Origin of the sequence: Streptomyces sp. NBC_01298, assembly GCF_035978755.1 — a bacterium.
In the GTDB taxonomy this organism is placed as follows: Bacteria; Actinomycetota; Actinomycetes; order Streptomycetales; family Streptomycetaceae; genus Streptomyces.
The window spans coordinates 4,251,431-4,264,867 of the sequence record NZ_CP108414.1; the positions used below are offsets into that span (position 1 = coordinate 4,251,431).

Genomic DNA, 13,437 nt, shown 5'->3' on the forward strand with positions numbered 1-13,437 from the left:
CCGTCTCATGCGCGCCAGTCGAGCGGGACTTCCCGGGACCGGTCCCAGGGGCGCTCCCAGCCGGCGAAGTGCAGGATCCGGTCGATCACCCCGGCGGTGAAACCCCAGACCAGAGCCGATTCCACGGTGAAGGCCGGGCCCTGGAAGCCACCGGGGTGCACGACGGTGACCCGGTGCTGGGGGTCCGTGAGATCGGCCACGGGCACCGTGAAGACGCGGGCGGTCTCGGCCGGGTCGACCACGCCCACCGGGCTGGGGGCGCGCCACCAGCCGAGCACCGGGGTCACGACGAACTCGCTGACCGGGATGTAGAGCGGGGGCAGCACACCGAAGAGCTGGACCCCGGCCGGATCCAGACCGGTCTCCTCCTCGGCCTCGCGCAGGGCGGCCCGCAGCGGGCCGGTGGTGCGCGGGTCGCCGTCCTCGAGGTCGAGGGCGCCGCCGGGGAAGGAGGGCTGGCCGGGGTGCGAGCGCAGGGTGCCCGCGCGCTCCATCAGCAGCAGCTCGGGGCCGCGCGGGCCCTCGCCGAAGAGGATCAGTACGGCGGACTGGCGGCCGCGGCCGTCCTCCGGGGGCAGGAACCGGCTCAGCTGGGTGGGCCGGACCGTCCGGGCCGCCTCGACGACGGGGTCCAGCCAGCCGGGCAGGCCCTGGGTGCGGAGGTCGATGCTTCCGCGCCGGCCGCGCCTTGTCTCGTACGGGGCCCCGTGCGCGGTGGCTGCGCCGGGCACGGCGGTGTCCGCCCGGCGGTTCTGCGTGGCCTCTGTCATAGGCACCCCTGTCCGTGGTCCCCCACACATCGCCAAACGCGGTGCGGGTAGCGATTCGTTCCTCGCGGGTGCGGCGCCGTTGCGGGGGCTCCGCCCCCGAACCCCCGCGCCTCAAGCGCCGGCGAGGCTGGATTTGGCTCAGGCGTCCGCCGGGCCCGGCCGGGCCGGCGCCGGGAGGCCCGGGTAGTCCGGGGGCGGAGACAGCCGCTGGCCGGGCTGGCCGCCCTTCTCGTACTTCAGGAGCTTCGCCGCCTTCTCCGGATCGGTCTCGCCCTCCCCGTAGGCCGGGCAGAGCGGTGCGATCGGGCAGGCCCCGCAGGCGGGCTTGCGGGAATGGCAGATCCGGCGGCCGTGGAAGACGACGCGGTGCGACAGCATCGTCCACTCGCTCTTCGGGAAGATCGCGCAGATCTCCGCCTCGACCTTCTCCGGGTCCTCCTGCTCGGTCCACTTCCAGCGCCGCACCAGCCGGCCGAAGTGGGTGTCGACCGTGATGCCGGGGACGCCGAAGGCGTTGCCGAGGACCACGTTCGCCGTCTTGCGGCCGACCCCGGGGAGCGTGACCAGGTCCTCGATCCGGCCGGGCACCTCGCCGCCGAAGTTGTCGCGCAGCGCCTGCGAGAGGCCGAGCAGGGACTTGGACTTCGCCCGGAAGAACCCGGTCGGCCGGATGATCTCCTCCAGCGCCTCCGGATCGGCTCCGGCCATGTCCTCGGGGGTCGGGTACGCGGCGAAGAGGGCCGGGGTCGTCTGGTTCACGCGCAGGTCGGTGGTCTGCGCGGACAGGACGGTGGCGACCAGCAGCTCGAAGGGGTTGCGGAAGTCGAGCTCCGGGTGCGCGTACGGATAGACCTCCGCCAGCTCGCGGTTGATCCTGCGCGCCCGCCGCACCATCGCCAGATGGCTTTCCGGCTTCGCCCCGGCCTTCTTGACCTTGCTCTCTGCCATCCCCGAAGGCTACGCCGCGCGGCCCTTCGCCCGTGGCCGGACGTGACCTCCGCCCGGAAGGGGTTTCTTGGCCGAAGCTTTGCCCTGGAGCGGGGGTGACTGCTCCGGGAGGGCCCCCACCGGGCCATGTTCGCCCACGGCTGAATTTCCTGTCGTCGTCACTCCCCCGGACCCCTTGGCCTGTGCTCTCACCGGCCTGTTGGACACCCGGCAGGTCCGGGACGGAGCCGGTACGACCATCCCGGACCTCAGGTAACACCACCCCGATCGGCCTCTCGCCGCACAGCACACCCGTACGTCCGGCATCCTTGTGAGGAACGTGATTGATCGCACTGTTTGAGCCGTCCGGCAAAATGGGGGAGCGATCCCCTGGCTGGTCGACATAGGAGAGAGACTCGTGGACGACGTACTGCGGCGTGCCCCGCTCTTCGCGGCGCTCGATGACGAGCAGGCCGCGGAGCTCCGCGCCTCCATGGGCGAGGTGACCCTCGCACGCGGTGACGCACTGTTCCACGAGGGCGACCCCGGTGACCGGCTCTACGTCGTCACCGAGGGCAAGGTGAAGCTGCACCGCACCTCCCCCGACGGCCGCGAGAACATGCTGGCCGTCCTCGGCCCCGGAGAGCTGATCGGCGAGCTGTCGCTGTTCGACCCGGGCCCGCGCACCGCCACCGCCACCGCGCTGACCGAGGTCAAGCTGCTGGGTCTGGGTCACGGAGACCTCCAGCCCTGGCTGAACGCCCGGCCCGAGGTGGCGACCGCGCTGCTGCGCGCCGTCGCGCGGCGCCTGCGCAAGACCAACGACCAGATGTCCGACCTGGTCTTCTCCGACGTTCCGGGCCGCGTGGCCCGTGCGCTCCTCGACCTGTCGCGCCGCTTCGGCGTGCAGTCGGAGGAGGGCATCCACGTCGTGCACGACCTCACGCAGGAGGAGCTGGCCCAGCTCGTCGGCGCGTCGCGCGAGACCGTGAACAAGGCCCTGGCCGACTTCGCGGGACGCGGATGGCTCCGCCTGGAGGCTCGCGCGGTGATCCTGCTGGACGTGGAGCGGCTGGCGAAGCGGTCCCGCTGACGTTTCCCGTCTCCGTTGAGAGGTCCTGCCCAGTCGGGCGGGACCTCTTTTCGTGCTCCCGCGGCGACGTTCCGGGGGCTCCGCCCCCGCTCCCCCGCGCCTCAAACGCCGGCGGGGCTGATTTTGGCTGCGCAGGGGGCACAGTGGACCCATGGAGCACAGAGGCCTCGACACGTACGGGTACTTCGAGCGCGAAGGCTCGCTCGGACAGGTGCAGACCGCGTTCCGCCCGGTCGTCGCCGCCGCGCGGGAGCGGATCGGGGACGCGTACGGGCGACGGCTGCACAGCGCCTACCTCTACGGGTCGGTGCCGCGCGGGACGGCCCGGCCCGGGCGGTCCGACCTCGACCTGCTGATCGCCCTGCACCACGAGCCCGGCGGGGAGGACCGCGACACCACCGAGGCACTGGCGCGCGGCCTCGACGAGGAGTTCCCGGAGATCGACGGGGTGGGGGTCCTGCTGTACGGCAAGGACCGGCTGCTGAGCGAGCAGGAACGTTACGACCTGGGCTGGTTCCTCGCCGTCCTGTGCACCCCGCTGCTCGGCGCGGACCTGGCCGAGCACCTGCCCCGGTACCGTCCGGACAGCCTGCTCGCCCGCGAGACCAACGGCGACCTGGCCGAGCTGCTGCCCGGGGTGCGCGAGCGGATCCGTGCGGCGGCCACGCCGGAGGACTACCGAAAGCTGTGCCGCGGCGTCTCGCGGCACCTCGTACGGACCGGGTTCACCCTGGTCATGCCGCGGTGGGGCGGCTGGACCAGCGACCTCACCGAGTCGGCGGAGGTGTTCGGGCAGTACTACCCCGAGCGCGCCGAGCAGATGCGCGCCGCGGCCGCCGCCGCGCTGGACCCGGTCGCGGACCCGGCCGTGCTGCGTGCCTACGTCGAGGACCTCGGGCCGTGGCTCGCGGACGAGTACACGGCCCGGCACGGGGCGAAGACGCCCCGCCCGGCGGGCTAGGACGCGTGCGGCCCGTTCAGTCCGGGGCCCCGGGGATCAGCCCGTGCTCCTTCAGGTACTCCAGCTGCGCGCGTACGGACCACTCCGCGGCCGGCCACAGCGAGCGGTCCACGTCCGCGTAGACGTGGGCGACGACCGCCTCGGGCGTGGTCAGGCCGTTCTCCACCGCCGTCTCGATCTGCGCGAGGCGGTGCGCCCGGTGGGCGAGGTAGAACTCCACCGCGCCCTGCGCGTCGTCCAGGACCGGCCCGTGCCCCGGGAGCACCGTGTGGACCCCGTCGTCGACGGTCAGCGAGCGCAGCCGGCGCAGGGAGTCCAGGTAGTCGCCCAGGCGCCCGTCGGGGTGCGCGACGACGGTGGTGCCGCGCCCCAGGATCGTGTCGCCGGTCAGGACCGCCCGGTCGGCGGGCAGGTGGAAGCAGAGCGAGTCCGCGGTGTGGCCGGGCGTCGGAACCACGCGCAGTTCCAGACCGCCCGTGCGGATGACGTCCCCGGCGGCCAGCCCTTCGTCGCCCAGGCGCAGGGCCGGGTCCAGGGCGCGGACCTTCGTCCGGGTCAGCTCGGCGAAGCGGGCCGCGCCCTCCGCGTGGTCGGGGTGGCCGTGGGTCAGGAGGGTGAGCGCCACCCGCTTGCCCGCCCCCTCGGCGGCGGCGACGACAGCGCGCAGGTGTACGTCGTCCAGCGGCCCGGGGTCGATCACGACGGCCAGGTCGGAGCCGGGCTCGGAGACCAGCCAGGTGTTGGTGCCGTCGAGGGTCATCGCGGAGGCGTTCGGGGCCAGGACATTGACCGCGCGGGCGGTGGCGGGGCCGGAGACGACCATCCCGCGGGGCTGGCCGGGCAGGGCGGCGGCATCGGTCATGCGGGGGCTCCTCCCGGGTGCGCGGGGCCTCGGCCGGCGGGGCCGGGGCCCGGGGTGCCGGGCGTCGTGAGGCGGACGCGCTTGGTGAACTCGTCGTGGCCCGGCCAGCTGAGCACGAGCTCCCCGTCCGTGAGGGTGGCCTTGGCGAGCACCGGGGTCAGGTCCTGGCCTCCGGCCGCCGCGAGGGCCTCGGCGGGGCTCCCGTACGGCTCCAGGGAGCGCAGGGTGGTGATGGTGGGCGGCATCATCAGCAGCTCGCCCTTGTCGTAGCCGGCGGCGGCGTCGGCCGGGCGGATCCAGACCGTGCGGTCGGCCTCGGTGGAGGCGTTGCGGGTGCGCTGGCCCTCGGGGAGGGCCGCGACGAAGAACCAGGTGTCGTAGCGGCGCGGCTCGAACTCCGGGGTGATCCAGCGGGCCCACGCGCCGAGCAGGTCGGAGCGCAGGACCAGGCCCCGGCGGTCGAGGAACTCGGCGAAGGACAGCTCCCGGGCGACCAGCGCCGCGCGGGCGGCCTCCCAGTCCTCGCCGGTGGTGTCGCCGACGACGGTGTCCGCGGACTCGCCCGCGAGCAGGACCCCGGCCTCCTCGAAGGTCTCGCGGACGGCTCCGCAGACGATCGCCTGGGCGGTGGCGGGGTCGGTGCCCAGGCGCTCGGCCCACTCGGCGCGGCTCGGGCCGGCCCAGCCGATGAGGTGGTCCTCGTCGCGGGGGTCCACACCGCCGCCGGGATACGCGTAGGCGCCTCCGGCGAAGGCCATCTCGGCGCGGCGGCGGAGCATGTGCACGGCGGGGCCGTCGGGGGTGTCGCGCAGCAGCATCACGGTGGCGGCGCGCCTGGGTTCCACCGGGGTGAGGGCGCCGTCCGCGAGCGCGCGGATCCGGTCGGGCCACTCCGGCGGGTACCACTGACCTCCGGCGGAGGTCTCTTGCTGACCGTACTGACCATTCGGCATGGCGGGATGCTACGGGCATCCGGGCCGATGTTCGAGGGGTGGCCTCCGCGCACGGCCCGAAAGACCCGGGGCTCCGCCCCGGACCCGGCTCCTCGAACGCCGGACGGCTGGAAAGACGCCGGAGGGGCTGGAGCCGCCCTGCGGGCAGCTCCAGCCCCTCCGGGGCAGACGGTGAGGTGGGGTCAGGCTCCCGGGACCAGCTCGACCTGGATCTCGATCTCGACCGGGGCGTCCAGCGGGAGGACCGCCACGCCGACCGCGCTGCGGGCGTGCACGCCCTTGTCGCCGAGAACCGCGCCCAGCAGCTCGCTCGCGCCGTTCAACACGCCCGGCTGGGCCGTGAAGTCGGGGGCGGAGGCGATGAAGCCCACCACCTTCACGACGCGCGCGATCTTGTCGAGGTCGCCGATGACGGACTTCACCGCGGCGAGCGCGTTCAGCGCGCAGGTCGCGGCCAGTTCCTTGGCCTGCTCCGCCGAGACCTCGGCGCCGACCTTGCCGGTGACCGGCAGGTTGCCCTTGACCATCGGGAGCTGGCCCGCGGTGTACACGTAGGCGCCCGACCGGACGGCCGGCTGGTACGTGGCCAGCGGCGGGACGACCTCGGGCAGGGTCAGGCCGAGTTCGGCCAGCTTCGCCTCGACGACTCCGCTCATGCCGCCTTCTCCCGCTTCAGGTAGGCCACGAGCTGCTCGGGGTTGTTCGGGCCGGGGACGACCTGGACGAGCTCCCAGCCGTCCTCGCCCCAGGTGTCCAGGATCTGCTTGGTGGCGTGGACCAGCAGCGGGACGGTCGCGTATTCGAACTTCTTGGTCATGGGAGCGAGCGTAGTGCCTGCCGTGCGGGGCCCCGCCACCACCGCCGCCGCCCGGGAGGAATTAGGCTCGGGCCCTGTGAGCAGGCTCCAGGTGGTCAGCGGCAAGGGCGGCACCGGCAAGACCACGGTCGCCGCGGCACTCGCGCTCGCCCTCGCACGCGAGGGCAGGCGGACTCTTCTGGTGGAGGTCGAGGGCAGGCAGGGCCTCGCCCAGGTCTTCGGGGCGGAGGCGCTCCCCTACGAGGACCGGAAGATCGCCGTCGCCTCGGGCGGCGGGGAGGTCTACGCGCTCGCCATCGACGCGGAGCGGGCCCTCCTCGACTACCTCCAGATGTTCTACAAGCTCGGGTCGGCCGGCCGCGCCCTCAAGAAGCTCGGCGCCATCGACTTCGCGACGACCATCGCGCCGGGGCTGCGGGACGTGCTCCTGACCGGCAAGGCCTGCGAGGCGGTCCGGCGCAAGGACAAGAGCGGCAGGTTCGTCTACGACCACGTGATCATGGACGCTCCGCCGACCGGGCGGATCACCCGCTTCCTGAACGTCAACGACGAGGTGGCGGGCCTGGCCCGGTTCGGGCCGATCCACAACCAGGCGCAGGCCGTCATGAAGGTGCTCAAGTCCCCCGACACGGCCGTGCACCTGGTCACCCTCCTGGAGGAGATGCCCGTGCAGGAGACCGCCGACGGGATCGCCGAACTGCGGCGGGCGGGCCTGCCCGTGGGACGGGTCATCGTCAACATGGTCCGGCCGCACCACCTCGACGAGGACGCCCTGCGCGCCGCCGCCGGCGAGCGGCGCGCCGAGCTCTCCGGGGCGCTGTCCCGGGCCGGCCTGGGCAGCGCCCGGCGCGGCGGCCCGGCCGACCGGCTGGTGGACCCGCTGCTCGCGCAGGCCTCGGAGCACGCGGGCCGGGTGGAGCTGGAGCGCGCCCAGCGCACCGTCCTGGCGGGGCTGGACGCGGCCACGTACGAACTCCCCCTGCTCGGCGCGGGGATCGACCTGGCCGGGCTCTACGGGCTCGCCGCGGAGCTGCGCAAGCAGGTGGGCGAGGAATGAAGGGGGCCGGGACGGTGGAAGCGATGACGGAGGCGACGATGGACGCTCCCCCGCGGCTGGACGTCGACCGGCTGTTGGACGATCCGCAGACCCGGATCATCGTGTGCTGCGGGGCGGGCGGGGTCGGCAAGACCACGACCGCCGCGGCGCTCGGGGTACGGGCGGCCGAGCGCGGCCGCAAGGTGGTCGTCCTGACCATCGACCCGGCCCGCAGGCTGGCCCAGTCGATGGGGATCGACTCGCTCGACAACACCCCGCGCAGGGTCGACGGGGTGTCCGGGAACGGGAACGGCGGCGAACTGCACGCCATGATGCTCGACATGAAGCGGACCTTCGACGAGATCGTCGAGGGCCACTCCGACCCCGAGCGGGCGCAGGCCATCCTGGCCAACCCCTTCTACCAGTCCCTGTCGGCCGGCTTCGCGGGCACGCAGGAGTACATGGCGATGGAGAAGCTGGGGCAGCTGCGGGCCCGGGACGACTGGGACCTGATCGTGGTGGACACCCCGCCGAGCCGCTCCGCGCTGGACTTCCTGGACGCGCCGGGGCGCCTGGGGTCCTTCCTGGACGGGAAGTTCATCCGGGTGCTGATGGCTCCGGCGAAGGTGGGCGGCCGGGCGGGGATGAAGTTCCTCAATGTCGGCATGTCGATGATGACGGGCACGCTGAGCAAGCTGATGGGTGCCTCGCTGCTGAAGGACGTACAGACCTTCGTGGCCGCCATGGACACGATGTTCGGAGGCTTCCGCACCCGCGCGGACGCGACCTTCCGGCTCCTCCAGGCCCCCGGTACCGCGTTCCTCGTGGTCTCCGCGCCCGAACCGGACGCGTTGCGCGAGGCCGCGTACTTCGTGGAGCGGCTGGCCGCGGAGCGGATGCCGCTGGCCGGGCTCGTACTGAACCGGGTGCACGGCAGCGACGCCGAACAGCTCTCCGCGGAGCGGGCGTTGGCCGCCGCGGAGAATCTTGAAGAAGGCTGCATTGTGGATCAGGAGTCCGGGAAAGCTGGACTTCGTGACTCCACGGAGACCGATGCGGAGACTGACCCGGAGACCGATACGGAGACCGACACCGACACCGACACCCGCACGGAGCGAGAGACCGGCGCCGACCCCGTAGAAGCCGCCACAGACGCCACGGACGCCGACGCGGACGCCGACGTGGACGTGATCACGGCAGGACTGCTCCGCCTGCACGCGGAGCGCATGCAGGTCATCGCGCGCGAACAGCGCACGCGTGACCGCTTCACCTCGCTGCACCCCGAGGTGGCGGTGGCCCAAGTGGCCGCCCTGCCCGGCGACGTACACGACCTCGCCGGGCTGCGGGCCATCGGAGAGCGACTCGCGACCGGGGTTCCGGCCGGAGCGTAGGCGTTCCTACGACGTGGTGCCCGGGTGGTCTACCCGGCTGCCGCGTACGTCTCGTACGGAACGCCCAACTCGTCCTCGTCATCCATGGTGAGGATGCCCGTACTGCGCTCGTACTCCGTGCGTGCGGTTTCGAGCAGGCGCCGCCACGAGGTGACGGTGGGCCGCCGGCGCAACAGCGCACGTCGTTCCCGCTCGGTCATTCCGCCCCACACTCCGAACTCGACACGATTGTCGAGCGCGTCGGCCAGGCACTCGGTCCGCACCGGACATCCGGTGCACACCGCCTTGGCCCTGTTCTGTGCCGCTCCTTGAACGAACAGTTCATCCGGATCGGTAGTGCGGCAGGCTGCCTGCGCACTCCAGTCGGTAACCCAGCCCATCCCGGCGCCGTCCTCTCCCGAATCGAGGCTCCCCCACGGCGGTAGCGGCATATTCACCGCTGCCAGTTGAGGACGTTACGGAAGGCGGGCACAGTGCAACACCCCCGACGGGCCCAATCTTGAATGGTCCGAACGGACTATGGGTAAGCGGCAGATCACCCGACGGAGTGATCCTGCGACATGCCCGACCATTCCGGTGATTTGGGTGAAATCGGCGGGGCACGCTGATCACAGGGGGCGAGATTCGGACATGCGTCCACCCCATTCGGGAAGGGTGAAAAACAAGCCGGGGGGTTGATGTCCCACCGCACTGCTGTGACAGTTGAGGACAGCTTAGGCCAAGGCATTCGCGCGTGTCCGGCGAATGAGAACGTAGGCTGCCCTCCATGGGAAAGAAGCGCTCGGGCGGCGGGCTCACGGGGCCACAGCAGGCCGCCAAGTTCCTCGGTGTGTCCGTTCTCTCCGGAGTTGTACTTGCGGGCATCGCGATCCCGGGCGCCGGCGCCCTGGGGCTCGCGGCCAAGGGCACGGTCGAAGGGTTCGATGAGATCCCGGCCAACCTCAAGACACCGCCGTTGAGCCAGCGCACCACGATCCTGGACTCAGAGGGTGGCTTGATCGCCACGGTCTATTCGCGTGACCGGCAGGTGGTCCCCATCACGGCCATCTCCCCGTACATGCAGAAGGCCATCGTCGCGATCGAGGACTCCCGGTTCTACGAGCACGGCGCGATCGACCTCAAGGGCATCCTGCGCGCGGTCAACCGCAATGCCCAGGAGGGCGGCGCGGCGCAGGGCGCGTCGACGCTGACGCAGCAATACGTGAAGAACGTCTTCGTCGAGGAAGCCGGCGACGACGAGACCAAGGTGCGCGAGGCCCAGGAGAAGAGCCTCGGGCGCAAGATCCGCGAGCTGAAGTACTCGATCCAGGTCGAGGAGGAGCTCGGGAAGAACAAGATCCTCGAGAACTACCTCAACATCACGTACTTCGGGCAGCAGGCGTACGGAATCGAATCCGCCGCCCGGCGCTACTTCAGCAAGGCCGCCAAGGACCTGACCCTGGACGAGTCGGCGATGATGGCGGGCGTCGTGCAGTCGCCGAGCCGGTACGACCCGGTGAACGACTCGCAGGAGGCGACGAAGCGCCGCAACATCGTCCTCCAGCGCATGGCGGACATAAAGGATATTTCGCAGGACGAGGCGGACGCCGCGAAGGCGAAGCCGCTCAAGCTGAAGGTGACCAAGCCGAAGAACGGCTGCATCACCGCCGTCAAGGGCGCCGGCTTCTTCTGCGACTTCGTGCGCAACACCTTCCTCGACGACACCGCCTTCGGGAAGACCCGCGAGGAGCGGGCGAAGGTCTGGAACCAGGGCGGCCTGACGGTCCGCACGACCCTGGACCCGCAGTCGCAGGACTCCGTCAACGAGTCCATCAAGGACCACGTGGACCAGGACGACAAGGTCGCCACGGCCGTCACCCTCGTCCAGCCCGGCACCGGGCGGGTCCTCGCCATGGGCCAGTCCAAGCCGTACGGCTTCGGCAAGAACGAGACCCAGATCAACTTCTCGGTGGACAAGAAGATGGGCGGCTCGAACTTCGGCTTCCCGACCGGCTCCACCTTCAAGGCCTTCGTCGCGGCCGCGGCCCTGGAGGGCGGACTGCCTCCGACGAAGATGTACCAGTCCCCGTACGACATGGAGTACCCGAGCCCGGTACGGACCTGCGGCGACAAGCCCTGGGTCAACAGCGACCGTCCGGCCGCGCGGGTGGAGAACGAGACCGAGTCCGAGGTCGGCCCGTACGGGATGAAGGAGGCGATGGCCAAGTCGGTCAACACCTACTTCGTGGAGATGATCTCCGAGATCGGGCTGTGCCCCGTCACCGAGATGACCGCCAAGCTCGGCGTGATCCAGGCCGACGGCGTCAAGCTCCCCGAGGTCCCCGCCATCGCGCTCGGCAGTCAGGGCATGTCCCCGCTGACCATGGCCAACGCCTACGCCACCTTCGCCAACCGCGGCGTGTACTGCACCCCGGTCACCATCGAGTCGATCACCGACTCGCACGGCAAGGCACTGACGGTCCCGAAGTCCAAGTGCGGGCGCGCGATGACCGAGAGGACCGCCGACACCATCAACACGCTGCTGCTCGGCGTGGTCGACTCCGGTACGGGCCAGCAGTCGGGTTTGACCGACCGGCAGAGCGCGGGCAAGACCGGTACCACCGACAGCCGTTACAACGCCTGGTTCGTCGGCTACACCCCGAACATGGCCGGCGCGACCTGGGTCGGCTCCGGCGGCGCCAAGCAGGTGTCGATGGAGAACATCACCATCGGCGGCCAGTACTACGACAAGGTCTTCGGCGGTGGCCTGCCCGGCCCGATCTGGAAGCAGGCCGTCTCCGGCGCGCTCGCCGGCCGCGAGGCCCCGAGCTTCACCACGGTGAACATCCCCGACACCCCGACCCCGTCCCCCGGCGGCAAGCCCAGCGGCAAGCCCACCAAGCCCGGCAAGCCGGGCCGGGGCGGCGACGGCAAGCCCGGTGACGGCAAGCCCGGCAGGACCGCCGGTCAGACCGGCGGAACCACCGGCGGGGACACGGGCGGCACGGGCGGGGACGACCCGCTCGGCGGGATCACGCTCCCGCCGGGCATCATCGGCGGCCGCGACTAGGCGCCGTAGGCCCGTAGCGAAAAGGGGGAGGGCCCCCAGCGATCCGGATCCGGATCGCTGGGGGCCCTCCCGCGTTCCCTAGGACAGGTGCTTCTTGACGGCGGCGGCGACGCGCCCGCCCTCCGCCAGACCCGCGACCTTCGGGTTCACGATCTTCATCACGGCGCCCATGGCCCGCGGCCCCTCGGCTCCCGCCGCCTTGGCCTCCTGGACGGCCTGCGCCACGATCGCGTCGAGCTCGGCCTCGCCGAGCTGCTTGGGCAGGTAGGTGTCGAGGAACTCGCCCTCGGCGGTCTCCCGCGCGGCCTGCTCGGGACGGCCACCCTGCGCGAAGGCATCCGCGGCCTCGCGGCGCTTCTTCGCCTCCTTGGCGATCACCTTGAGGACTTCCTCGTCGGAGAGCACCCGGGCTTCCTTGCCCGCGACTTCCTGGTTGGTGATGGCCGAGAGGGTCAGGCGCAGCGTGGACGAGGCGAGCTCGTTGCGCGCGCGGATGGCGGTGGTGAGGTCTTCCTGGAGCTTGGCCTTGAGCGTGGTCATGTCCCGAGTCTGCCAGGTGCGGGGGCTCCGGCGCCCGCCGGTTTCCCGGCGGGGTTGCCGGGTCTGCGAACATATGGGCATGCGTGCGCGTTACGGAGTACCTCTGAAGGTCACCGCCGGGATCGCCGCGGCGGGGGCCGCCGGTCTGGCCTATGCCGCCGGTTTCGAAGCCCGGTCCTTCCGCCTGCGCCGGGTCACGGTCCCCGTGCTCCCGCAGGGGATGCGCCCGTTGCGCGTCCTGCAGGTCTCGGACATCCACATGGTCGGCGGGCAGCGCAAGAAGCGCGCCTGGCTGCAGTCCCTCGCCGGGCTGCGCCCCGACTTCGTGGTGAACACGGGCGACAACCTCTCCGACACGGAGGGCGTGCCGGAGGTGCTCGACGCGCTCGGCCCGCTGATGGACTTCCCCGGCGTGTACGTCTTCGGGTCGAACGACTACTACGGCCCCCGGCTGCGCAATCCCGGCCGCTACCTGCTGGAGAAGACGCAGGGCCGGCACGGGCTGAACGGCAACGCACCGGTCGTCGGCGCCGTCCACAACCCGTGGGAGGGAATGCGGGACGCCTTCGACGCGGCCGGCTGGGTCAACCTCACCAACACCCGGGGCCGGCTCAAGCTCGACGGCATGGAGCTGGCCTTCACCGGCCTGGACGACCCGCACATCAAGCGCGACCGGTACGCGAAGGTCGCGGGCGGGCCGGAGACGGACGCGGACTTCTCGATGGCCGTCGTCCACGCCCCGTACCTGCGCGTCCTCGAAGCCTTCACCGCCGACCGGTACCCGCTGATCCTGGCCGGCCACACGCACGGCGGGCAGCTGTGCATCCCCTTCTACGGAGCGCTCGTCACCAACTGCGACCTGGACACCGAGCGGGTGAAGGGCCTCTCCACGCACGAGACGCAGGGGCAGCGCGCGTACCTCCACGTATCGGCGGGCTGCGGGACCAACCGCTTCACCCCGGTGCGCTTCGCGTGCCCGCCCGAGGCGACACTGCTGACGCTGACCCCGAAGGCCTGACGCGGTCCGGCCCGGTCCGC

Annotated in this window: 14 protein-coding genes; 6 read left to right on the forward strand and 8 right to left on the reverse strand. The window is 71.7% G+C overall.

Annotated elements, in window-relative coordinates; translation table 11 throughout:
- Positions 1–5 precede the first annotated feature (5 nt).
- Both OG730_RS19150 and nth read right to left on the reverse strand, forming a co-directional pair.
- The gene (locus tag OG730_RS19150) at positions 6–770 is read right to left on the reverse strand and encodes an NUDIX hydrolase (protein WP_327305368.1); all 765 of its coding nucleotides are present in this window, start codon (positions 768–770) and stop codon (positions 6–8) included.
- 138 nt (positions 771–908) lie between these two features.
- Positions 909–1,718 (reverse strand): endonuclease III, encoded by an 810-nt coding sequence (gene nth, locus OG730_RS19155; RefSeq protein WP_327305369.1) that lies wholly within the window; start codon positions 1,716–1,718, stop codon positions 909–911.
- 397 nt (positions 1,719–2,115) lie between these two features.
- Between nth and OG730_RS19160 the strand changes: the two genes are divergently transcribed.
- Both OG730_RS19160 and OG730_RS19165 read left to right on the forward strand, forming a co-directional pair.
- A complete protein-coding gene (locus OG730_RS19160) occupies positions 2,116–2,790 on the forward strand; it encodes a Crp/Fnr family transcriptional regulator (protein WP_003981529.1) in 675 nt (224 codons plus the stop codon).
- Positions 2,791–2,941: 151 nt separating this feature from the next.
- Positions 2,942–3,751, forward strand: coding sequence for a nucleotidyltransferase domain-containing protein (locus tag OG730_RS19165; protein ID WP_327305370.1), 810 nt, complete (start codon positions 2,942–2,944; stop codon positions 3,749–3,751).
- A gap of 16 nt (positions 3,752–3,767) precedes the next feature.
- Here OG730_RS19165 and OG730_RS19170 read toward each other — a convergent pair whose 3' ends face one another.
- The 4 genes from OG730_RS19170 to OG730_RS19185 all read right to left on the reverse strand — a co-directional run bounded on the left by OG730_RS19170 (position 3,768) and on the right by OG730_RS19185 (position 6,383).
- Entirely contained in the window at positions 3,768–4,613 is an 846-nt protein-coding gene (locus OG730_RS19170) for an MBL fold metallo-hydrolase (RefSeq protein WP_327305371.1), read from the reverse strand.
- Entirely contained in the window at positions 4,610–5,566 is a 957-nt protein-coding gene (locus OG730_RS19175; protein ID WP_327305372.1) for an NUDIX hydrolase, read from the reverse strand. Before OG730_RS19175 ends, OG730_RS19170 begins: the two co-directional genes overlap by 4 nt.
- Before the next feature lie 182 nt (positions 5,567–5,748).
- On the reverse strand, positions 5,749–6,222 hold the full coding sequence (locus OG730_RS19180) for a RidA family protein (RefSeq protein ID WP_266906135.1): 474 nt from the start codon (positions 6,220–6,222) through the stop codon (positions 5,749–5,751).
- Positions 6,219–6,383 carry a Sp36 family protein gene (locus OG730_RS19185; RefSeq protein WP_112447450.1) on the reverse strand — a complete coding sequence of 55 codons (165 nt, stop codon included), beginning with the start codon at positions 6,381–6,383 and terminating at the stop codon, positions 6,219–6,221. The genes OG730_RS19180 and OG730_RS19185 overlap by 4 nt, the downstream gene beginning before the upstream one ends.
- 76 nt (positions 6,384–6,459) lie before the next feature.
- Here OG730_RS19185 and OG730_RS19190 point away from each other — a divergent pair, with 76 nt between their 5' ends.
- Entirely contained in the window at positions 6,460–7,440 is a 981-nt protein-coding gene (locus tag OG730_RS19190; protein WP_327305373.1) for an ATPase BagA, read from the forward strand.
- A 23-nt stretch (positions 7,441–7,463) separates the two neighbouring features.
- Positions 7,464–8,810, forward strand: coding sequence for an ATPase BagB (locus OG730_RS19195; protein WP_327305374.1), 1,347 nt, complete (start codon positions 7,464–7,466; stop codon positions 8,808–8,810).
- A 29-nt stretch (positions 8,811–8,839) separates the two neighbouring features.
- On the opposite strand, the gene OG730_RS19200 is transcribed toward OG730_RS19195, so the two are convergent.
- On the reverse strand, positions 8,840–9,190 hold the full coding sequence (locus tag OG730_RS19200) for a WhiB family transcriptional regulator (protein ID WP_327305375.1): 351 nt from the start codon (positions 9,188–9,190) through the stop codon (positions 8,840–8,842).
- Between the two features lie 386 nt (positions 9,191–9,576).
- Between OG730_RS19200 and OG730_RS19205 the strand changes: the two genes are divergently transcribed.
- Positions 9,577–11,859 (forward strand): transglycosylase domain-containing protein, encoded by a 2,283-nt coding sequence (locus OG730_RS19205; protein ID WP_327305376.1) that lies wholly within the window; start codon positions 9,577–9,579, stop codon positions 11,857–11,859.
- A gap of 78 nt (positions 11,860–11,937) precedes the next feature.
- On the opposite strand, the gene OG730_RS19210 is transcribed toward OG730_RS19205, so the two are convergent.
- Positions 11,938–12,399, reverse strand: a complete 462-nt coding sequence (locus tag OG730_RS19210; protein ID WP_327305377.1) for a GatB/YqeY domain-containing protein — start codon at positions 12,397–12,399, stop codon at positions 11,938–11,940.
- A gap of 79 nt (positions 12,400–12,478) precedes the next feature.
- Here OG730_RS19210 and OG730_RS19215 point away from each other — a divergent pair, with 79 nt between their 5' ends.
- A complete protein-coding gene (locus tag OG730_RS19215) occupies positions 12,479–13,417 on the forward strand; it encodes a metallophosphoesterase (protein ID WP_327305378.1) in 939 nt (312 codons plus the stop codon).
- Positions 13,418–13,437 lie beyond the last annotated feature (20 nt).